The following is a 20526-nucleotide window of genomic DNA, read 5'->3' on the forward strand; positions in this document are numbered from 1 at the left end:
ACGACCATGACCATCGAACACGATTTCTTCGGAATCCTCGGCAGCGACGACGAAGGCGAGATCTACTGGTCGGATTCGGCGGAACTGGGCGACCAGGACATCGAGATCGACCTCAGCTCGCCCGATGAGTCCTCGGTTTCCGTCGAGGCGCTCGACATCGCAGCGTTCATGATCAATTCCCTCGAAGACCTCGACTCGCAGGCCCGCGAATCGCTCGTCGCCGAACTGAGCGCCGAGGGGTCCGTCACCGCGCTCTACATCAACCAGTGCCTCGAGGAACTCGATGAGGAGGTCATCGACGACGCCCTGATCTGGGACTCCGGCGACAAACAGATCGACTTCCTCCGCTCCATCCAGCTGCAGCGGATCGGCTTCCACCCGCACCACATCAAGAACGACGAGCACTTCGCGGTGCTCGACTATTCGATCAGCCCCACCGAGACCGACGCCCTGATCGTCGTGACGCTCGACGTGCACGGCGACACGATCGTGATCTCTCTCGACAGCTGAGTTCTCCGGCGATCCGTTCCGGCGGAGCGCGTCGTCGCTACTGGATCGTGCCCTTGTCCGGGTCTCCGAGGGGAACGTTCCGAAGCACGCGCACGTCGGACGGGCCCGCGACGTGGGCGGCGACGGCGGCGTTCAGCTCGGTGATCGCTGCGCCCTGCGCGTGGGCCGCGAGGTCTTCCGGGCTGGTCCAGCGCTCGATCATGATGACCGTGTCGGCGTCACGGTGCAGGGCGTAGAGCTCGTTGCCCGGTTCGGCGTGCACCTTCGGTGAGATGAGCGCGAAGGCATTCACCACGTCTTCAAGGTGCCCGTCCAGCGGGGTGATGGTGGCGACGACGACTACGGACACGGGTGCTCCTTGAGGTGGCGAGGGGTTGCAGCGAAGTCTCCACCGTACGCTCGCCGGTCGGCAATCGGCCCGGGGCGCATCGTTCGCCCCCGGAGCCGGTTAAAGTAGAACCACAATGGCTACTTTTGGAAACCTCTCAGATCGCCTGGCCGAGACGTTCAAGAATCTCCGCACCAAGGGCAAGCTCAGTGCGGCGGATGTCGACGGCACCGTGCGCGAGATCCGTCGCGCCCTCCTCGACGCCGACGTCGCCCTCGACGTCGTCAAGGACTTCACCGCGCAGGTGCGCGAGCGCGCCCTCGGCGACGAGGTCAGCAAGGCGCTCAACCCGGCCCAGCAGGTCGTGCAGATCGTCAACGAGGAACTCATCCGCATCCTCGGCGGCCAGCAGCGCCGCCTCGAGTTCGCGAAGAAGCCGCCGACCATCATCATGCTCGCCGGCCTCCAGGGCGCGGGCAAGACGACCCTCGCCGGCAAGCTGGCGAAGTGGCTCGCCAAGGACGGGCACACCCCGATCCTCGTCGCCGCCGACCTCCAGCGTCCGAATGCCGTCACCCAGCTCCAGGTCGTCGGGCAGCAGGCCGGCGTGCCCGTGTATGCACCAGAACCGGGCAATGGCGTCGGCAATCCCGTCACGGTCGCCCGCGACGGCGTGAAGTTCGCACAGCAGAAGCTCCACGACGTCGTCATCGTCGACACGGCCGGCCGGCTCGGCGTCGACGCCGAGATGATGAAGCAGGCCGCGGACATCCGCAGGGCCATCGACCCCGACGAAGTCCTCTTCGTGATCGACGCGATGATCGGCCAGGACGCCGTCGCAACCGCGAAGGCGTTCCAGGACGGCGTCGACTTCACCGGCGTCGTGCTGACCAAGCTCGATGGTGACGCCCGTGGTGGCGCTGCCCTCTCGGTCGCCTCGATGACGGGACGCGCGATCATGTTCGCGTCGACGGGTGAGAGCCTCGACGACTTCGAGCCCTTCCACCCCGACCGGATGGCGAGCCGGATCCTCGACCTCGGTGACATCCTCACCCTGATCGAACAGGCCCAGGGCGCCTTTGACGAGGACGAGGCGCGCAAGCTCGCCGAGAAGTTCCAGACCGACACCTTCACCCTTGACGACTTCCTCGGCCAGATGCAGCAGCTGCGCAACATGGGCTCGATCAAGAAGATGATGAGCATGCTCCCGGGCGCGGGGGCCATGAAGCAGCAGCTCGAGAACTTCGACGAGCGCGAGATCGTGCGCACAGAGGCCATCATCCAGTCGATGACCAAGGCTGAGCGCACCACCCCGAAACTCCTGAACGGATCGCGTCGGCTGCGGATCGCGCGCGGGTCCGGCTCGAGCGTGACCGAGGTGAACCAGCTCGTGCAGCGCTTCGAGCAGGCCGCGAAGATGATGAAGACCGTCGCCCGCGGCGGAATGCCGAACATCCCCGGCATGGGGCCGATGCCCGGACTGGGCGGTGGGCGCGGCAAGCCGCAGCAGGCGAAGAAGAAGGGCTCGAAGTCGGGCAACCCGGCCAAGCGTGCCGCGGAGAACCTCGCGATCGCATCCGGTGAGAAGCCGGCGGGCGCCGGCGCTGCGGCACCGATCGGCGGCGGCACCGGCTTCGGCCTCGGCGGCCGCACACCGGCAGTCGCCGGCAAGCCCGGCGGTCCCACCGACGCGGAAATGGCCGCTCTGCAGAAGATGCTCGGCCGGTAGGACCCACCACGGTTGCCGGTGGGCGAACAGACGGCTTCCGCGCACCCTTTGCGCCGATCCGCGCCAGGCATGCCGGGCGCGGATCGGCGCAGTTGGCGCGCGACCGGGGACAACTGGCGCGGAGCGGCGCAGTCGGTGCGCACCGCGCACGTTTAGGCTGGGCGCATGACACTCACGAAGCCCGGTCCCGTCCGCATCGGTGCGCAGGTGGCGCCCCAGCATGCCGAGTACACGAAGATCCGCGACACGGTCGCAGAGGTTGAAGCGCTCGGCACCGACGTGGCCTTCAACTGGGACCACTTCTTCCCGCTTTCCGGTGACCCGGACGGGCTGCACTTCGAATCCTGGACCATCCTCGCCGCGTGGGCTGAGCAGACCTCCCGGATCGAGATCGGCGCCCTCGTCAACTGCAACAGCTACCGCAACCCCGACCTGCAGGCCGACATGGCCCGCACGATCGACCACATCAGCGGCGGCCGCTTCATCTTCGGCACCGGCTCCGGCTGGTTCGAGCGCGACTACGACGAGTACGGCTACGAGTTCGGCACCGTCGGTACCCGGCTCGACGCCCTCGCGGAGAACCTCCCACGCATCGAGGCGCGCTGGAACAAGCTCAACCCGCCGCCCACCCGGAAGATCCCGGTGCTGATCGGCGGAGGTGGGGAGAAGAAGACCCTGCGCATCGTCGCCAAGCACGCCGACATCTGGCACTCCTTCTCGAGCCCCGAGGTACTCGAGCACAAGCTCGGCGTCCTCACCGACTGGTGCGCGACGGTCGGGCGCGACCCGGCCGAGATCGAGGTGTCCACGGAGCTGCGCGGCCGCACGGTCGACGAGGCCGACGAGCTCTATGCGCTCGGGGCCCGCCTGTTCACGATCGGGCTCTCCGGCCCGGCGTATGACCTCGCCCCGCTGACGGACTGGCTGGCCTGGCGCGACGATAAGAACGCCGACTAAACGGGCAGGGCGCCGCCGCGGAGTTCCGCGCTGAGCGCTGCCACGACGGCGGGCAGGCTGCCGCCGTTCGCCGCGGCGACGCGCAGCTGGCGCTGGTAGCTCGCGCCGGCATCCAGGATGCCGTTCAGCTGCAGCAGTTCGGTGAGGCAACCGAGGCGTTCCGCGGTGGGGGAGAGCACGCCGATCAGCCGGCGCACGTCGTCGGTCACGAGTCGTTCGGCGCCGCTCGAGTCGAGGATGATCTCCGCATCGAGCCCATATCGCGACGCACGCCACTTGTTCTCGCGCACGAACCACGGCTGCATGCTCGGAACCGGGCGTCCGGCGTCGAGCTCGGTGGACATCCACTCGACGAGGCATTGGATGAGCGCGGCGATCGCACCGAGTTCCGTGGCCGTCGACACGCCGTCGCAGGCGCGAATCTCGATGGTGCCCCAGCGGGCAGACGGGCGGATGTCCCAGCGCACCTCGGTCATGTCGTCGATGATGCCGGTGCGGGTCATATCCTCGACATACCGTTCCCAGCTCGCCCAGTCCTCGAGAATCCACGGCAGACCAGCAGTCGGCAGCTGCTGGAACATCTGCGCGCGATTCGACGCATAACCGGTCTCGACGCCCGCCCAGAACGGACTCGACGCCGAGAGCGCCTGCAGGTGCGGGAGATAGCCGAGCAGGCCGTTCAGGATCGGGATGACCTTCTCGCGGTCCTCGATGCCGACGTGCACGTGGATGCCCCAGATCATCATGTTCCGGCCCCACCACTGGGTGCGGTCGATGAGTTTGTGGTACCGCTCCTTGTTCGTGACCTCCTGGTCGAACCACTGGCCGAACGGATGCGAGCCGCTGCAGATGAGGTCGACGCCCCGTGGGTCAGTGATCGCCCTGACTTCGTCGACCTGGCCGTAGACATCCGCAACGGCGCCCGCCACGGTCGTGTGAACACCGGAGACGAGCTCGACGGTGTTGAGCAGCAGCTCTCCGGTGATGTGCGGGTGCGGCGACCCGTCGGGGCCGCGCAGGGCCTCGAGCACCTCGTCGGCGATGCAGACGAGGTCACCGGTCGATCGGTCGACGAGCGCGATCTCCCATTCGATGCCGATCGTCGATCGCGCGGATCGGGCGAATTCGATTCCCACGTGCGGTCCTTTGGTCGCGTGGCACCCGGCTGGGTGCTGGTCATAATCCTGACACCGATTGCAGGCGGCCTCCCGCACGAACGCGGAATCCGCTTTCGGCGGACACTCGGTGCCCGGTCGATTATCACATTGGGGCCGACATCTGACAGAATGATTAGTCGAGTTCTCCTGCGCCCGACCCTCTACTCTGACGCAGGAAAAAACCATCTTGAGCTTGTGCCGAGTGTGCCCCCACGCTCACGGCCCTCAGTTCGCCAAAAATCAAATACACAGGAGAATTGTGGCTGTCAAAATCCGTCTGAAGCGCATGGGCAAGATTCGTGCGCCGTACTACCGCATCGTTGTGGCCGACTCGCGCACCAAGCGCGACGGTCGCGTCATTGAAGAAATCGGCATCTACCACCCCACGCAGGAGCCCTCGGTCATCGAGATCAAGTCCGAGCGTGCACTGTACTGGCTCGGCGTCGGCGCCCTGCCCACCGAGCAGGTTGAGGCTCTCCTCAAGCTGACCGGCGACTGGGGCAAGTTCAAGGGTGACAAGAACGCCGTCAGCACCGTCAAGATCAAAGAGGCCAAGGTCGCTTTCGTCGCCGACGAGAAGAAGAAGCCGGTTCTCAAGCCCAAGGCTGAGAAGCCCGTTGTCAAGGAAGAGGCGCCCGTCGCCGAAGCCGCTGACGCAACAGAAGAGGACAAGGCGTAATTTTGCTCGCACCCGCGCTTGAGCACCTCGTCAAGGGAATCGTTGACCACCCGGACGATGTGCACGTTGCTGCCCAGAACTCACCGCGTGGCGAGGTGCTCGAGGTTCGCGTGAACCCCGAGGACCTCGGCCGCGTCATCGGTCGTTCCGGACGTACCGCAAAGGCCCTGCGCACCCTTGTGGCTGCCCTGGCCGATGGCAAGCGCGTGCGGGTCGACGTCGTCGACACCGATTTCTGAGCCGGCGGTGAGCCTCGTGAACGACACTCTGGTACCCAGAGCCCAGTCGCCCCGAGCCCAGCTGCGGGTTGGTCGCCTGACAAAGGCCCACGGCCTCAAGGGCGCCATCAAGCTCGAACTGTTCACGGATGACCCGGGGCGACGTTTCGTCCCGGGCGCCGTGTTCACGCTCCAGGTTCCCACCGGGTCCCCGTGGCACGGTAAGAAGATCGAGCTCGTCGAGCTCCGCTGGTACAACCAGCACGCCGTCGGCTTCTTCAAGGACGTCCCCGACCGGGAAGCGGCTGAGGCACTCGCCAAGGCCATCCTGTGGATCGACCAGGACGACGACGAAGAATCCGACGAAGAAGACGCCTGGTACGACTACCAGCTCGTCGGCCTCAAGGTCGTGCGAGACGGGGTGCAGATCGGTACCATCGGCCGTCTCGAACACCTTCCGGCCCAGGACCTCCTGATCGTCAAGACCGCGACCGGTGACGTCATGGTGCCCTTCGTGAAGGCAATCGTTCCCTCCGTCGACATCGCGACGGGAATTGTCACGATCACCCCTCCGCCCGGGCTGCTCGAAGAGCTCCCCGAGGAGCCGGACGACGAGCCCGAAGCCCCGCTCGAAGCGGATGCCGCACCGCACGAATCCGACGCCGGTGCCGAGCCGGACGCCGAGCACACACCAGACCAGAACGGCGCATAGGCGCGACCGGGATCAACCCGGGGGAAGGCGCGCCGCGCCCGCTGGCTCCTCCACTCCCCACGACGCGGCAGCCCTTGCAAGGAGAACCGCCTGTGTCGTACGTCCAGCCCGACCAACTCATCGATGACATCATCCATTCGGGTGTCGTTAAATCGAACCTGACCATTATGCAGATGATCATCCGCGGCACCCTGTCCGGGGCGATCCTGGGCGCGGCAACGGCGGTGTCCTTGACCGCGGCCGCCCAGACCGGGCTTCCCATCGTGGGCGCCGTGCTGTTCCCGGTCGGATTCGCCATTATCCTGCTGCTCGGACTCGAGCTCGTCACGGGAAGCTTCGCGCTGATCCCCCTCGCGGTCCTCGAGGGCCGAACGACCATTAAAAAGGGCCTCACCAATTTCGGTGTCGTCATCGCCGCCCACCTGTTCGGCGCCGTGCTCTTCGGCTTCCTCTACGTCGTCTCGATCACGTACATGGGCACCGTGACCACAGACCCGATGGTCCAGGCCATCGTGCATCTCGCCGAGCACAAGGTTCTGCCGTATGAAGCGGTCGGCCCTGGCGGAATCGTCGTCGCGATCATCAAGGCGATGCTCTGTAACTGGATGGTCGCGATCGGCACGATCATGTTCTACACCTCGAAGTCCACCGCAGGAAAGATCCTCGCGATGTGGCTGCCGGTCACGATCTTCTTCAGCCTCGGACTCGAGCACGCGATCGTGAACATGTTCGTCATCCCCGCCGGCATGATGCTCGGCGCCCCGATCAGTATCGGCCAGTGGCTGCTCTGGAACCAGATCCCCGTTCTCGTCGGCAACCTGCTCGGTGCGATCCTCTTCACCGCCCTGCCGGTGTACTTCTCGCACCGTACCCGGGTCAACCGTGCCGCCCACCTGGAAGCGAGCGCTACGACCGCGACCGACGCCGAAACCGCGGACGAGTCCGTTCCCGTCCACGCCTAGGCTTTCTTCGTGCGCATCGATATCCTCACCATCTTCCCGGAGTTCTTCTCGGTCCTCGACGTCTCCCTGCTCGGCAAGGCCCGGCAGTCCGGACTCATCGAGGTGCTCGTGCACAACCTGCGCGACCACACCCACGACCGGCACAACACCGTCGACGACACCCCGTACGGCGGCGGCGCCGGCATGGTGATGAAGCCGGAACCCTGGGGCGAGGCTCTCGACGCGATCCTCGACGAGACCACCGACGAGACCACCGACGAGACCAACGACGAGACCACCGACGCTGGCGGCGACCCGGCAGCGGATGCCACGGCGAACGACGCAGGGCCGCTCCTGATCTTCCCGTCCCCGGCCGGCGACCTCTTCACCCAGAAGATGGCCCGCGAACTGGCCGCCGAACCCCAACTCGTCTTCGGCTGCGGGCGTTACGAAGGCATCGACCAACGCGTCTTCGACCACTTCGCCTCCCTCGGGCGCGTGCGGCTGGTCAGCCTCGGCGACTATGTGCTCAACGGGGGAGAGGTCGCGGTGATGGCCATGATCGAGGCCGTCGGCCGGCTCATCCCCGGCATGGTCGGCAACCCGGAGAGCCTCGTCGAGGAGTCCCACGAGGACGGACTCCTCGAATATCCGAGCTACACCAAGCCGTCCAGCTGGCGCGGTCTCGACGTACCCCCGGTGCTCCTGAGCGGCAACCACGGTGCCATCGCGACGTGGCGCCACGACCAGCAGCTCGAGCGCACCAGGCGGGTCCGGCCCGACCTTCTGCCTCCAGCGAACGCAGAGCCAGCCTCAGGCGTCCGCGAGTAGTCTGGCTTCGTGTTCCTACGCAGGGTCTTCTATCGCTGGCAATTCCTTGCCGTGCTCGTGCTTCCGGCGTGGCTTCTGATCGGCGCGTCCCTCTTCAAGTCGAGCGGATGGGCCGTGCTCGGCAGCTTCTTCGGCGGCATCGTGCTCGGCCTCGGCCTGCTGGCCGTCGCCCTGATCTTCTTCGCCCGCACCGAGGTACGGTTGGAGCGGGCTGTGTCCTGGCGTGACGTCGGCGTGCTTACTCTGTGGCACGCCCTGATCGTGGCCTCCGGCTTCACGGCGGGTGCGAGCTGGCTGCCGTTCCTGGTCGTGCTCGTTGGGCTCGCGGCCTTCTGGTTCGCCATCTGGGAGCTCTTCGCGAGTGCCAGGAGCCGGATGCAGGCGATGATCGTGCTGATCGAAGAGACCGCAAGAGGTGGCGCCCCGTCCGGACCGACCGCGGGGGAGCATCCGTCGCCCATCGGCTTCGAACCCACCCCACACCCGTCGGTCATCGTCGTGCGGGAGAAGCCGAAAGACACCTAGCCGGTCCGGTTTTGCCGGAGGCGCGGATCATGACATAATCAGCGATTGTGCCGTAGCATGCCTCTGCCACAGGGGAGCTGCACCGTTCGGCACGGTCTTAACCTCATCAGTCGTCGCCCAGCACCTGTGTGTGCGGGCGACCTCAGCCGTCTTCGTCCTGTGGCGGATACAGAGAGCGAACAAATATGCATATTCTCGACCAGGTGGATGCCCCATCACTCCGGAACGACATCCCGGCGTTCCGCGCCGGCGATACCGTCAAGGTTCACGTCAACATCGTTGAAGGCGCACGCTCGCGCGTGCAGGTCTTCCAGGGTGTCGTCATCGGCCGTTCCGGTGAAGGCGTCCGCGAAACGTTCTGCGTTCGCAAGGTCAGCTTCCAGGTCGGCGTCGAGCGTACCTTCCCGGTGCACTCCCCGGTTATCGACCACATTGAGGTCGTCACCCGCGGAGACGTGCGTCGAGCGAAGCTGTACTACCTGCGCAACCTGCGTGGCAAGAAGGCCAAGATCAAGGAAAAGCGCGACTAAGACTCGTCACACCCGATTCCCAGCCCCGGCTGCGTTTCTCCCTGAGCTCCTGACCCGTACACTGGGTCAGGAGCTCAGGCGGTTTAATGACAGACAATTCTCTGCCCACGCGATCGGATCGCCTGGCATCAGAAGCACCACAGCGCGGCAAGCGTGGCGTTGTGATCTTCTTTCGCGATCTCTTGATCATTTTTGTGGTGGCGCTGCTCATCTCGTTCCTGATCAAGACCTTCCTCGTCCGGTCGTTCTACATCCCCTCGGGGTCGATGGAGAACACCCTCCTGGTCAACGACCGCATCATCGTGAACGAGCTGGAACCGAAGCTCATGCCCATCCAGCGCGGTGACGTCGTCGTGTTCCGCGATCCCGGCGGCTGGCTCCTCCCGCAGGCTGCCGTGCAGCAGAACCCCGTCGCCGCCGGCCTTGACTGGCTCCTTTCCGTCGTCGGCCTCTCCGCGCCGGACAGCAACGACCACCTGATCAAGCGAGTCATCGGTCTGCCCGGCGACCACGTGAGCTGCTGCAACGCCCTCGGCCAGCTGAGCGTCAACGACGTGCCCCTCTCCGAGCCGTATGTGAACCTCCCTGCCGGGGCGAGCGCCGTGTCCAAGGACAACTTCGACGTCGTCGTACCGGAGAACTCGCTCTGGGTGATGGGCGACAACCGGTACAACTCCAAGGACTCCCGGTACAACGGGGACACCCCGGGCAAGGGTTTCGTGCCGATCGACAACGTCGTCGGCCGCGCCCTCGTGATCAGCTGGCCGCTGTCTCGCTGGACGTGGCTCGACGACTACCCGGAAGTCTTTCGAGGGGTCTCCCCGGAGACGAAGTAGATGGCCGTCTGCGATCCGACCCTCGAGGTCGAGCTCGGCCTGCTCGCCGAAGGCGCGAGCTGCGTGATCGGCTGCGACGAGGTCGGACGTGGTGCCCTCGCCGGACCGGTCGGGGTCGGCGTCGCCGCGATCGACGGGACGCACGGCACGATGCCGGTCGGTCTCCGCGACTCGAAGATGCTCAGCGAGCCTCGCCGTGAGGCCCTCGCACCGCTCGCGGTCGCCTGGGTGCTGCACTCCGCGGTCGGACTCGCCTCCGCGCGGGAGGTGGACGAGATCGGCATCATCGCCGCCCTCGGGCTCGCGGGCAAACGGGCCCTCGCCGAACTGTTCGCCGCCGGCGTGGACGTCAGGGGGAGCGTCGTGCTGCTCGACGGCAACGACGACTACCTCAATAAGGTCCTCGCGACGCCGCTCTCCGTGGTGACCCGGGTGCGGGCGGACCAGGACTGTGCGTCCGTGTCCGCGGCATCCGTGATCGCGAAGGTGCACCGCGACCAGCTGATGATCGCTGCGGATGCGGTCACTCCCGGTTACGGGTGGTCGGGCAACAAGGGCTACGGCAGTGCGGAACACATGGCTGCGATCGGGCGCCTCGGGCCGACAGGGCTCCATCGCAAATCGTGGCTGACCATCTCAGCGTAGGATTGTCTCACCATGGAAGAAGAAGAGTTCGAAGACTACGACCGCGAGGTCGAGTTGGCCCTGTACCGCGAATATCGGGATGTCGTCGGGCAGTTCCAGTACGTCGTCGAGACGGAACGGCGCTTCTACCTTGCCAATGAGGTCGAGCTCGTGCGCCGGGACACCGAGCACGACTTCTACTTCGAACTGAACATGAAGGACGTCTGGGTCTGGGACGTGTACCGGTCCGACCGTTTCGTGAAGTCCGTGCGCGTGCTGACGTTCAAGGACGTCAACGTCGAGGAACTCGCCTCGAAGGAATTTGAACTGCCCAAGGAACTCGCGCTCGACGAGTAGCCGGCGGGTCGTTCTAGCGGGGCTCGCAGACCACGACCGGGATGTCCCGACTGGTTTTCTGCTGGTAGCCTGCGTACCCCTTGTATGCTGCGACGATCTGCGGCCAGAGTTCCGCCTTCTCCGCTGCGTCGGCCGTGCGTGCCCGCAGCTTCTTCGTCGTGCCGTGCACGGTGAGTTCGACGTCGGGGTTCGCGACCAGGTTGAGGTACCACTGCGGGTGCCGGTCGCTGCCGCCCTTCGAGGCGATCAGCACGAAGCGGTTCCGGTCGTGGATCGGGGCCGTGAGCATGGTCGTGCGGCGCTTGCCCGTCGAACGGCCGATCGTGTGCAGTTCGACGACAGGGATCGGCCCGAACGAGGCGAGCAAGCGTCCACCGGATGCCTTGAGCACGGCCCGGTGCATAAGGCTCATCGTCTTCATGCCGAGGTCGACCAACCTGTCGCGTAGTCCCATGGGTCCAGCCTAGTAACCTGCATTGGTGCCGGTGCCGGTGCAGGCGGGAACCCGGGTTCCCGCGCGGGGAATCGCGGCACTAGCGTTGGACCATGCCCCCCGCATCCGCTGCCGAGAACGACGCCGCCACGACCGCCACGACGAACCCTGTTGGCGCGGTCGTCGACAACGCCCTCGAGCTCGCACCCCTCGTCGACGGCCACAACGACTGGGCCTGGGAATGCCGGGAGAACCGCGCATACTCCGTGGAGGGACTGGAACGGGGGCTGACGACCGACACCGACATCGAACGCCTCCGCGCCGGCCGGGTGGGCGCGCAGTTCTGGTCGGTCTATGTGAGCGACGAATCGCTCGGTGCCGACGCGGTTCAGGGCACCCTCGAGCAGATCGATTGGGTCTACCGCCTCGCGGCCCGCTATCCGGGCGACTTCCAGATCGCCCGCAGTGCCGCCGACGTCGAGTCGGCCAGGTCGAACGGCCGGATCGCGTCGCTCCTCGGCGCGGAGGGCGCGCACAGCCTCAACGATTCCCCGGCCGTTCTGCGGATGTTCGCGCGGCTCGGGGTGCGCTACCTCACGCTCACGCACGTGCACAACACGACCTGGGCGGACTCGGGCACCGACGAGCCCGTGCACGGCGGCCTCACCGAGCGCGGTTTCGAGTACGTGCGGGAAATGAACCGGCTCGGCATGCTCGTCGACCTGTCCCACGTCGCGCCGGCGACCGCGCACGCAGCACTTTCCGTCACGACCGCACCGGTGATCTTCAGCCACAGTTCGTGCGCTGCCGTCACGGACCACCCACGGAACGTATCGGACGACGTCCTCGAGCGCCTGCGTGACAACGACGGCGTGCTCATGCTCACCTTCGTGCCGCAGTTCCTCTCCCCGGACTTCGCCGCCTGGTTCGACGGACCCAGGGACGGCCCCGCGCCGACGGTGACCCTCGACGAGGTTATCGCCCACATCGAGCACGCCCGCCGGGTCGCGGGCATCCGGCACATCGGGCTCGGCGGCGACTTCGACGGCACCGACGAATTCCCGGTCGGTCTCGAGGGCGTCGACGGCTACCCGGCGCTCCTGACCGAGCTTGCCGCCAGGGGCTGGACCGCCGTCGAGCTCGCTGCCCTCGCCGGGGCGAACGTACTGCGCGTGCTCCGGGCGACGGATGCCGCGTTCGCGGCAGCGGGGAACGGCACGCCGCTGCTGGTGTCGTGATCGGTCCTTTCCCGCACTGCCGGGCAAACCAGAACGGATCCCGCTCCGAATGACTGGTGCGAGTGCACCCCGACGAATGACCCGAACTGTCATGGTCATCTGGGTGGGGTCCGTGGCCGTCGTCGTTGGACTCGTCGCCGTGATCGGTTCGGTCGGACGTGCGGTACCGGCCGAGCCGATTCCGGCGACTACGGCGGGGTCTCCGGGTGGTGGTCCCGTCGTGGCGTTCTATGGGGACTCGTACACGCTCGGGACCGGGGCTTCGAGCCCTGAACATCGGTGGTCGACGCTCCTCTCCGTCGAGCACGGCTGGACCGAGGTGAACCCGAGCGTGAACGGTCTCGGTTTTGTGAACCATCGGTCCGACGTGTCCGAGGACCTCGTCGACCAGGTCATCGCCGCCCGCCCCGACATCGTGATCGTGACGATGGGTCTCAACGACAACTTCTCGATGCCCGCTCGCGCCGACCGCATCCGTTCCGCCATCACGGCCGACTTCACCAGAATCAGTGAGGCGCTGCCGGTCGCACGCGTCATCGTGGTCGAGCCGTTCTGGTACACCGACGATCGACCCGGCTCGGTTCAGCAGGTCATCGACTGGGTGAGCGCGGGCGCGGCGGCGATCGACGCCGACTATATTCCTGGCGCCTCGCACTGGCTCGACGGCCACCCGGAATGGAAGGCCGGCGACGGCCTGCACCCGAACGATGAGGGGTATCGGGTGCTCGCCGATCGCATGGACGAGGCACTCAGGAGCCTCGGCATCTAGGAGTCACGCCTCGACGGTGCACTACTTTCCGAGGTCGAATTCCCGACTCTCCTCACCAGGCGTCGACGTCGGCCGGCTGTCCACCGGTCGACGACGGCACCTCGGATGGTCGCCCACCCCCGGCATCCTGTCCGTGGGAGGCACTCGTGGCACGCAAAGATGATCTGGGCAGGCTCGGTGAGGAGCACGCGGCGCGGTTTCTCACCAACGCCGGGTACACGCTCCTCGCCCGCAACTGGCGGTGCGAGCAGGGCGAAATCGACGTCATTGTCGAGCAGGACGGCGAAGTCGCCTTCGTCGAGGTGAAGACGCGCTCGGGGATCGGTTTCGGGCATCCGTTCGAGGCGATCACCGTCGTCAAGCTCGCCCGGCTTCGCCGGCTTGCGGCGGCGTGGTGCGAGCAGGCGGATGCCTGGCCGGAGCGAATCAGGATCGACGCGATCGCGGTGATCCTCGCCCCCGGCGCCGTTCCGGTGATCGAACACCTGCCCGGAGTGTTCTAGTGAGCGTGTTCTCGTGAGCGTGTTCTAGTGCGTGCCGTCTGATGGGTGCAGCCTGATGGGCCTCGCCCGCACACACGCCGTCGCCTTGCTCGGGCTGACGGGCGCACTCGTCGAAGTCGAGGCCGACATCTCGGGTCAGCTCCCCGGCATGGTGCTCATCGGCCTGCCGGACGCCGCGCTCTCCGAAGCGACGGAGCGGGTCAGGGCCGCCGCGAAGAACTCCGGCTGCCCGCTGACCCACAACAAGCTCACGATCAACCTGTCGCCGGCGGCGCTCCCGAAACACGGCTCGGGGTTCGACCTCGCCATCGCGCTCGCGTGCCTCGCCGCGGACGGGGTTGTCGCTGCCCGGTCGGTCGGCTCGGTCGTGCACATCGGCGAGCTCGCCCTCGACGGGGGCCTGCGACCCGTCCCCGGCATGCTGCCCGCGGTGATCGCGGCGTCGCGGCTCGGGCACCGCACCGTCATGGTTCCCGCCGGAAACGCCGCGGAAGCGGAACTCGTGCCCGGCATCACCGTGATCGGGGTCGCCTCCCTCCGCGAGGCGGCGATCTGGCACGGGGCAGAGCTGACGCCCGTGCCGGTCGAAACGATCGAGTGGCCCGCCGAAGCCGGACCGTCCGGGAACGACGTCGAAACTTCTTCGATGGACCTTACCGACGTCATCGGCAATGAGGACGCCATCCTTGCCCTGCAGATCGCCGCAGCCGGCGGCCATCATCTCTTTATGCTCGGCCCGCCGGGCTCAGGCAAGACCATGCTCGCCGCCCGCCTGCCCGGGCTCCTGCCCGACCTCGACCCGGCCGCCTCCCTCGAGGCGAGTTCGCTGCGCTCCCTCGGCGGGCGCGGACTCGGCCGGTCACTTGTGACCCGGCCGCCGCTCGAAGCGCCGCACCACACCGCGACGGCGGCGGCGATGGTCGGCGGCGGCAGCGGACAGATCCGGCCGGGTGCCGCCGCCCGCGCCTGTCACGGGGTGCTCTTCCTCGATGAGGCTCCCGAGTTCACATCGGCCGTGCTCGACGCCCTCCGGCAGCCCCTCGAATCCGGGATGATCAGCATCCACCGCGCCAACGCCGTCGCCCACTTCCCGGCGCGGTTCCAGCTCGTGATGGCCGCGAATCCGTGCCCGTGCGGTCAGTACGGCGTCGCCGGCCTCGAGTGCTCGTGCCCGCCGAGCGCGCGCCGACGGTACCTCGCCCGCATCTCCGGACCGCTGCTGGACCGGATCGACATCCAACTGCACGTGAACCGGATCACGGCGGCCCAGCTGCGGCTCGCCGCGGAGGAACCGCGCCTGACGAGCACGGCGGCGCGGGAACGTGTGATCCAGGCCCGGAGCGCCGCACGGGAGCGCCTCGCCGGCACACCCTGGTCGCTCAATTCAGCGGTCCCAGGGTCCTGGCTCCGCAGCAGGCACCTGCGGCTCGACCGGGCGACGACCGCCGCGCTCGATCGAGCGCTGGAGCGCGGCGGCATCACTATGCGCGGCTATGACCGGGTGCTCCGCGTCGCCTGGTCGATCGCCGACCTCGAGGGCGCCGATCGGCCGGGTGCCGAGCAGCTCGGGCAGGCGCTCTACCTGCGCACCGGCTGAAACCGGACATCCACCGACGGAAGGACACGACGCACGATGCCATTCGAACCCGATGAGACCACCATGATCGACCTCGCGTCCGGCGTGCGCGCACCCGGGGCCACCACCCTGACCCGGGAACTCGCGGCGGAGCTGCACGCTCGAGCGGCGTGGTCGTGCATCAGCGAACCCGGCGACGGAACTGCGGGCCTCGTTGTCGCGGCGCTCGGCGCCGTTCGCGCCCTGCGGATGATTATCGAGGCCTGGACCCAGGACCACATCGCCGGGGAACTCCTGACCGCCGGGGTGGCGGAGGGTGTGATCGCTGCCGCCGGACTCGACCGCGCCCTGGAGCGCTGGCGTCCGCGGCTCGATCCCATCGTCGTCACGATTGCGCTGCGGCAGGCAGCCCGATCGGGGGCACGGCTGGCGATTCCCGGTGACCCCGACTGGCCGGCCGGGCTTGAGGACCTCGGGGTACACGCCCCCCTCGCCCTCTGGTGGCGCGGCCCTGCAGATGCCCTCGGCGCGTTCGCCCAGTCGATCGCCCTCGTCGGCGCCCGGGCTGCCACCCGATACGGCGAGCATGTCGCGATGGAAGCCTCTGCCGGCCTCGTCGACCGCGGATTCGCGATCGTCAGCGGCGCGGCGTACGGGATCGACGGGATGGCGCACAAAGCGGCACTCGCGAGCCGTGGCCGAACCGTGGCGTTTCTCGCCGGGGGAGTGGACCGGCCATATCCGAGCGGGCATGTCGACCTCCTCGAACGGATCGCCGGGGAGGGGGCCGTCATTTCCGAGCTCCCGTGCGGGGCCGCGCCAACCAAGTGGCGGTTCCTGCAACGGAACCGGCTGATTGCAGCGACCAGCCTAGCCACCATCGTCCTGGAGGCCGGGTGGCGCTCCGGATCGCTCAACACCGCCGGGCACGCGGCCACCCTCGGGCGGCCACTCGGCGCCGTGCCCGGCCCGGTCACGTCACCGGCCTCGGCCGGGTGTCACAGGCTGATCCGCGAGTACGACGCCGTCTGCGTGACGACGGCCGCCGAAATGGCGGAACTCGTCGCGGAGCACCTGGTCCAGGTGACACTGGACTTCCCCGAATCGGAACTCGGGCTCGAGGGCGCCGGCCGCACGAGCGAACAGGTGCGGGTCTTCGACGCCCTGAGCGGCCGGTCCCCTCGCGAAGTCGGCGATATCGCGCGCCGCGCCGGCCTCTCGACCGTGTCCGTGCGTGCCGCCCTCGGCGCCCTCGGGGTCGAAGGGGCCGCGCGCGAGCGACAGACCGGCTGGGTGCGGAATGCCTGAGCCAGGATCGACCTGCCGCGAAACGGTCAGCCCTGGTACAGGCCCGCCGGGGTCTCCTCGCTGTCCTGGCCTGCGGCGTCGCACGCCCGCCGAACGGCCGCGAGGGAGTCTGCGACGTCTGCGGCATCCGTCGACCAGTTGCTGACCGAGATGCGCAACACCACGCGCCCGTCGCGAAGCGCGTGGCGGCATTCTGGTCCCAGGCGCTGACGAGCCACTCGACGGCCAGCGCTGCGGGGAGGGTACCGCCGATCGCCCAGCCGAAGAACAGACCACACGGCATGGCCATCAGCGCGGGTTCGGCGAGGACGGCCAGCTCGTCGACCACGGATGCCGCCCGTCGCTGGTCGGCTAGAGTGCACTTTCGGCCCTTAAACCGCGGGTTTAAGGGGCAAAAGCGCACTCTCGCGAAACAGGATACAAAGGGGTATGCCTGACTACGCGAACCCGGCCTCCGACGGCTCCGGCAGCATCAACGGCGTGCGCGCCGGAGTCACCGAAGCCGCGCACTTCGGCGATGAACGCACGACGATAACGGGGTTCCTGCAGCGTCAGCGGGACCTCGTCGCGTGGAAGGTCGGCGATGCCTCCGACGCGGCACTCCGGCCCGTCGCCACTCCGACCGGCATGACCGCGCACGGTATCGTCCGACATCTCATGAACGTGGAGCGATCCTGGCTGCGCGATGTCTTCGCCGGCGAGGAGGGTCTGAGCTTCGACTGGACCGACGCGGATCCCGACGGGGAGTTCGACGTGCCGCCGGAAGTGACCATGGCCGAGCTGCTCGTCGACTACGCGGAGGAGGCGCGCCGCTGCGACGCGATCATCGCGGCAGCGGGCTCGCTCGACGCCGTCTCGGTGCGCCGCAGTTTCAGCCTGCGCTGGATCCTGATTCACCTGGTCGAGGAGACCGCACGGCACACCGGTCACCTCGACCTGTTGCGCGAACGCGCCGACGGCAGCGTCGGCGAAGACCCGCAGGACTGATCGAGGCGGCCGGGGCGCCGGGGGAGTGTCGGCGGCAGGCCCTAGTCTGGAGCGGACGAAGGGTGAGCCATGAGTGGCGTTCCAGTGGGGCAGGTTCAGTTGGGCCAGTACGGGCCGGCGAGCCACGTGATCGCGCACATCAGCGACACGCACTTCCTCGGTGGCGGTAGACCCCTCTATGGCACCGTCGACACCGACACTCCCATGCACGAGACCCTCGCCCAGCTGGAACGTTCGGGGCAGCCGATCGAGGCCCTCGTCTTCACCGGTGATATCGCCGACACCGGCGAATCGGATGCCTACCGACGCATCCGTGACCTCGTCGAGTCCGCGGCCGACCGGCTCGGGGCCCGGGTCATCTGGGTGATGGGCAACCACGACAAACGGGCGCCCTTCCGCAGCGAGCTGCTCCGTGAAACCGGGCACGGGGCATCCGCTGCCGCACCCGTCGACGCGGTGCACGACCTTGACGGACTCCGCCTGATCGCTCTCGACACGAGCGTTCCCGGCTACCACCATGGCGCGATCTCCGCGCGGCAGCTGGCCTGGCTCGCCGAGGTGCTTCGCGATCCGGCCCCGCACGGCACGCTCCTCGCCCTGCATCACCCCCCGATCCCGACCATGGTTTCCCTCATGAGCCTGCTTGAGCTCCGAGACCAGGCCGGCCTGGCCGAGGTCATCGCCGGAAGTGACATCCGCGGCATCCTCGGCGGGCACCTGCACTACGCCACGACCGGGCTCTTCTCCGGCATCCCGGTTTCGGTCGCCGCGGCCACCTGTTACACCATCGACCCGAGTGCGCCTGCCCGGCAACTCACGGGTGTGCGTGGCGGCCAGTCGATCAATCTCGTGCACGTCTACCCGGAGAGCGTCGTGCATTCGCATGTTGTGCTCGGCGACTTCGACCCCGCGACGTGTTTCGATTCCGAGTTCCTGGCCCGCATCGAGGCGATGAGCCCCGACGAGCGGACCGAGGCCTTCTCACGCCAGTCGTGAGTGCGTCGGCGGGCGGCGGGCGGATGCGCCTCGCAGCCCTTCTCGAGGACTTCACCGTCTACCTGGCGGCGGAGCGTGGCTTCTCGCCGAACACCGTCCGTGCCTACCGGACGGACCTTCGCGGTCTCCTCGCCTTCGCCGAAGGCCGTGGGGTCGCCGATGTCGACGGACTCTCCCTGGACCTGCTGCGCGACTGGCTGTGGGTGGCGACCCAGGCGGGTCTCTCCAAGGCGACGATCGCGCGACGGTCCGCCTCAGCCCGCAGCTTCACAGCCTGGTTGACCCGCACGGGCGTGAGCCCGCTCGACAAGGCCGTGCGCCTGCGCTCGCCCAAACCGGGTCGAACCCTGCCCCGGGTGATCAACCGGGCGCAGATGCAGGCCCTTCTCGATCGCCTCGAGCTGCGATCCAGGGCCGGCGGTCCGCACGAGTTGCGCGACCAGGCGATCGTCGAGCTGCTCTATGCCTCCGGGTTGCGCGTGTCCGAGCTCGTCGGTCTCGACGTCCCGGATATCGATCTCTCCGAGCTCACCGTGCGCGTGACCGGCAAGGGGTCCAAGGAACGAGTCGTTCCCTTCGGCGTTCCCGCCCAGCGTGCACTCATCGCCTACCTCGAGCGTGCCCGCCCGGTGCTGCTCGCCGCAGCGGAGGAATCTGCAGGAAGCACCGCGGTGGGTCCCGTCTCGAGCTCGGCAGGACGCCCCGCTGCGCTGTTCCTCGCGACCCACAGACGCCGCATCGGAGTGCGGGCCGTGTACCGTCTGGTCGCAGGGCTCCTCGCCGAGATCCCCGGCAACGGTCCCGCCGGGCCGCACGCCCTGCGCCACACGGCGGCGACCCACCTGCTCGACGGCGGGGCCGACCTGCGCGCCGTGCAGGAACTGCTCGGTCACGCGAGCCTCGGCACGACCCAGATCTACACCCACGTCTCCGCGGAACGTTTGCGGCAGAGCTACCAGAACGCTCACCCGCGCGCCTGACCAGGTCACGCATCCCGGAGAATCGCCCGCCAGAGCAGGTGTGCGCGTGCGCTTCGCCGGGAGTCCTCTCGCACCGTGAGCAGGGCGGCCGACTCTGTCGGCAGCAGCACGGCGTGTGGGACGCCGCCGAGGTATTGCATCGGCGACACGTACCGGCCGTAGGTCCGCGCGCCGAGGTGCAGGCAGCCGTCGCCGCAGTGGCCACCGGTCGTCACGCGGCCGATGAGCTGGCCGCGGCGCACGGGGTCCCCTGCCTCGACAAGCGCCGTGACCGGTTCCATGCTCGAGACGAGGCCCCCGGCGTGGCTGAGGGAGATCGCGGGTCGGTCGACGACGATCTGCGCGAAGGTCACCGTCCCGTCGGCAACGGCATAGACCGGGTCGCCCGGGTGAGCAGCAAGGTCGATTCCCCGATGCCCGTCGGCGTACTCGGTGAGAGGCGCCCGGAACCCCCGCACCACGGGATGCGGAATAGCGAGCGGCCACTCCCACGCCTCCGATCCGGTCGTCGGACTTCGCTCGGGCGACGGTTGCGGCTGCGCGCGTGGCCCGCCCTGGCCGGTCGCCGCTGGTGAGACGGCGAAGCAGACCATAACGACGGCCACCAGGGCGCTGACGGTGCGGATGTGAATCGACATGCCCACAGACTGGAGGCCGGGCAGGTCCGATGCGCCCACTCGCACAGGGTGGTGCAGGGGTCGACGGGGACGCCGGCTGTTGAGGACGGGTGGCGGGGGACATCTGTTCAGCGGACCTGGCTGGAACCGGGTTCGCCGGGTGCTAAAGTTATGGCAGCAGCGCT

At 67.8% G+C, this 20526-nt stretch carries 26 protein-coding genes and 1 pseudogene; 21 read left to right on the plus strand and 6 right to left on the minus strand.

Annotated features, from left to right (window positions below):
- Positions 1–6: 6 nt before the first annotated feature.
- Positions 7–510: a DUF2004 domain-containing protein gene (locus tag RCH22_RS03455; protein ID WP_134447581.1), complete on the plus strand. Its 504-nt coding sequence runs from the start codon at positions 7–9 to the stop codon at positions 508–510.
- A gap of 37 nt (positions 511–547) precedes the next feature.
- Here RCH22_RS03455 and RCH22_RS03460 read toward each other — a convergent pair whose 3' ends face one another.
- Positions 548–859: a putative quinol monooxygenase gene (locus RCH22_RS03460; protein WP_327012857.1), complete on the minus strand. Its 312-nt coding sequence runs from the start codon at positions 857–859 to the stop codon at positions 548–550.
- 115 nt (positions 860–974) lie between these two features.
- Here RCH22_RS03460 and ffh point away from each other — a divergent pair, with 115 nt between their 5' ends.
- Together ffh and RCH22_RS03470 are read left to right on the plus strand one after the other, a co-directional pair.
- On the plus strand, positions 975–2567 hold the full coding sequence (ffh, locus tag RCH22_RS03465) for a signal recognition particle protein (RefSeq protein ID WP_327012858.1): 1593 nt from the start codon (positions 975–977) through the stop codon (positions 2565–2567).
- Between the two features lie 165 nt (positions 2568–2732).
- Positions 2733–3524: an LLM class F420-dependent oxidoreductase gene (locus RCH22_RS03470; protein ID WP_327012859.1), complete on the plus strand. Its 792-nt coding sequence runs from the start codon at positions 2733–2735 to the stop codon at positions 3522–3524.
- On the opposite strand, the gene RCH22_RS03475 is transcribed toward RCH22_RS03470, so the two are convergent.
- On the minus strand, positions 3521–4660 hold the full coding sequence (locus tag RCH22_RS03475) for a glutamate--cysteine ligase (protein ID WP_327012860.1): 1140 nt from the start codon (positions 4658–4660) through the stop codon (positions 3521–3523). The two genes, RCH22_RS03470 and RCH22_RS03475, sit on opposite strands and share 4 nt — an antisense overlap.
- Before the next feature lie 280 nt (positions 4661–4940).
- Between RCH22_RS03475 and rpsP the strand changes: the two genes are divergently transcribed.
- The 10 genes from rpsP (at position 4941) to RCH22_RS03525 (ending at position 10934) form a co-directional block, all read left to right on the plus strand.
- Positions 4941–5360, plus strand: a complete 420-nt coding sequence (rpsP, locus tag RCH22_RS03480) for a 30S ribosomal protein S16 (protein WP_134447587.1) — start codon at positions 4941–4943, stop codon at positions 5358–5360.
- A 2-nt stretch (positions 5361–5362) separates the two neighbouring features.
- The gene (locus RCH22_RS03485; RefSeq protein ID WP_134447589.1) at positions 5363–5599 is read left to right on the plus strand and encodes an RNA-binding protein; all 237 of its coding nucleotides are present in this window, start codon (positions 5363–5365) and stop codon (positions 5597–5599) included.
- Positions 5600–5615: 16 nt separating this feature from the next.
- Entirely contained in the window at positions 5616–6290 is a 675-nt protein-coding gene (rimM, locus tag RCH22_RS03490) for a ribosome maturation factor RimM (protein WP_327012861.1), read from the plus strand.
- A gap of 92 nt (positions 6291–6382) precedes the next feature.
- A complete protein-coding gene (locus RCH22_RS03495; RefSeq protein WP_327012862.1) occupies positions 6383–7252 on the plus strand; it encodes a formate/nitrite transporter family protein in 870 nt (289 codons plus the stop codon).
- A gap of 9 nt (positions 7253–7261) precedes the next feature.
- On the plus strand, positions 7262–8062 hold the full coding sequence (gene trmD / locus RCH22_RS03500) for a tRNA (guanosine(37)-N1)-methyltransferase TrmD (protein ID WP_327012863.1): 801 nt from the start codon (positions 7262–7264) through the stop codon (positions 8060–8062).
- A gap of 9 nt (positions 8063–8071) precedes the next feature.
- Positions 8072–8587, plus strand: a complete 516-nt coding sequence (locus tag RCH22_RS03505) for an MFS transporter (protein ID WP_327012864.1) — start codon at positions 8072–8074, stop codon at positions 8585–8587.
- A gap of 185 nt (positions 8588–8772) precedes the next feature.
- Positions 8773–9117, plus strand: coding sequence for a 50S ribosomal protein L19 (rplS, locus tag RCH22_RS03510; protein WP_327012865.1), 345 nt, complete (start codon positions 8773–8775; stop codon positions 9115–9117).
- An 86-nt stretch (positions 9118–9203) separates the two neighbouring features.
- The gene (lepB, locus tag RCH22_RS03515; protein WP_327012866.1) at positions 9204–9953 is read left to right on the plus strand and encodes a signal peptidase I; all 750 of its coding nucleotides are present in this window, start codon (positions 9204–9206) and stop codon (positions 9951–9953) included.
- Positions 9954–10598, plus strand: a complete 645-nt coding sequence (locus RCH22_RS03520) for a ribonuclease HII (RefSeq protein ID WP_327012867.1) — start codon at positions 9954–9956, stop codon at positions 10596–10598.
- A 12-nt stretch (positions 10599–10610) separates the two neighbouring features.
- Positions 10611–10934, plus strand: coding sequence for a DUF2469 family protein (locus tag RCH22_RS03525; protein ID WP_134447605.1), 324 nt, complete (start codon positions 10611–10613; stop codon positions 10932–10934).
- Positions 10935–10947: 13 nt separating this feature from the next.
- Here the strand turns inward: RCH22_RS03525 and RCH22_RS03530 are convergent, their stop codons facing one another.
- On the minus strand, positions 10948–11388 hold the full coding sequence (locus RCH22_RS03530) for a nitroreductase family deazaflavin-dependent oxidoreductase (protein ID WP_327012868.1): 441 nt from the start codon (positions 11386–11388) through the stop codon (positions 10948–10950).
- A gap of 92 nt (positions 11389–11480) precedes the next feature.
- Here RCH22_RS03530 and RCH22_RS03535 point away from each other — a divergent pair, with 92 nt between their 5' ends.
- The 5 genes from RCH22_RS03535 to dprA all read left to right on the plus strand — a co-directional run bounded on the left by RCH22_RS03535 (position 11481) and on the right by dprA (position 16761).
- Positions 11481–12605 carry a dipeptidase gene (locus RCH22_RS03535; RefSeq protein ID WP_327012869.1) on the plus strand — a complete coding sequence of 375 codons (1125 nt, stop codon included), beginning with the start codon at positions 11481–11483 and terminating at the stop codon, positions 12603–12605.
- Between the two features lie 76 nt (positions 12606–12681).
- The gene (locus tag RCH22_RS03540) at positions 12682–13374 is read left to right on the plus strand and encodes an SGNH/GDSL hydrolase family protein (protein ID WP_327012870.1); all 693 of its coding nucleotides are present in this window, start codon (positions 12682–12684) and stop codon (positions 13372–13374) included.
- Positions 13375–13520: 146 nt separating this feature from the next.
- Positions 13521–13877: a YraN family protein gene (locus RCH22_RS03545; RefSeq protein WP_327012871.1), complete on the plus strand. Its 357-nt coding sequence runs from the start codon at positions 13521–13523 to the stop codon at positions 13875–13877.
- A gap of 55 nt (positions 13878–13932) precedes the next feature.
- Complete coding sequence (locus RCH22_RS03550; protein WP_327012872.1) at positions 13933–15474, plus strand: YifB family Mg chelatase-like AAA ATPase; 1542 nt, start codon at positions 13933–13935, stop codon at positions 15472–15474.
- Positions 15475–15510: 36 nt separating this feature from the next.
- The gene (dprA, locus tag RCH22_RS03555; protein WP_327012873.1) at positions 15511–16761 is read left to right on the plus strand and encodes a DNA-processing protein DprA; all 1251 of its coding nucleotides are present in this window, start codon (positions 15511–15513) and stop codon (positions 16759–16761) included.
- Positions 16762–16787: 26 nt separating this feature from the next.
- Here the strand turns inward: dprA and RCH22_RS03560 are convergent, their stop codons facing one another.
- Complete coding sequence (locus RCH22_RS03560) at positions 16788–16925, minus strand: hypothetical protein (protein ID WP_327012874.1); 138 nt, start codon at positions 16923–16925, stop codon at positions 16788–16790.
- Positions 16925–17098, minus strand: a pseudogene (locus RCH22_RS03565) (aspartate aminotransferase family protein); the annotation flags it as partial. The gene RCH22_RS03560 and the pseudogene RCH22_RS03565, both read right to left, overlap by 1 nt.
- Before the next feature lie 92 nt (positions 17099–17190).
- On the opposite strand from RCH22_RS03565, the gene RCH22_RS03570 reads away from it, so the two are divergent.
- From RCH22_RS03570 to RCH22_RS03580, 3 genes are all read left to right on the plus strand, one after another.
- The gene (locus RCH22_RS03570; RefSeq protein ID WP_327012875.1) at positions 17191–17748 is read left to right on the plus strand and encodes a DinB family protein; all 558 of its coding nucleotides are present in this window, start codon (positions 17191–17193) and stop codon (positions 17746–17748) included.
- 69 nt (positions 17749–17817) lie between these two features.
- Positions 17818–18744, plus strand: a complete 927-nt coding sequence (locus RCH22_RS03575; RefSeq protein WP_327012876.1) for a phosphodiesterase — start codon at positions 17818–17820, stop codon at positions 18742–18744.
- Positions 18745–18767: 23 nt separating this feature from the next.
- A complete protein-coding gene (locus RCH22_RS03580; protein WP_327015451.1) occupies positions 18768–19724 on the plus strand; it encodes a tyrosine recombinase XerC in 957 nt (318 codons plus the stop codon).
- 5 nt (positions 19725–19729) lie between these two features.
- Here RCH22_RS03580 and RCH22_RS03585 read toward each other — a convergent pair whose 3' ends face one another.
- Positions 19730–20362, minus strand: coding sequence for a M23 family metallopeptidase (locus tag RCH22_RS03585; RefSeq protein ID WP_327012877.1), 633 nt, complete (start codon positions 20360–20362; stop codon positions 19730–19732).
- Between the last annotated feature and the right edge of the window lie 164 nt (positions 20363–20526).

It is taken from the genome of Cryobacterium sp. GrIS_2_6, assembly GCF_035984545.1.
GTDB lineage: Bacteria > Actinomycetota > Actinomycetes > Actinomycetales > Microbacteriaceae > Cryobacterium.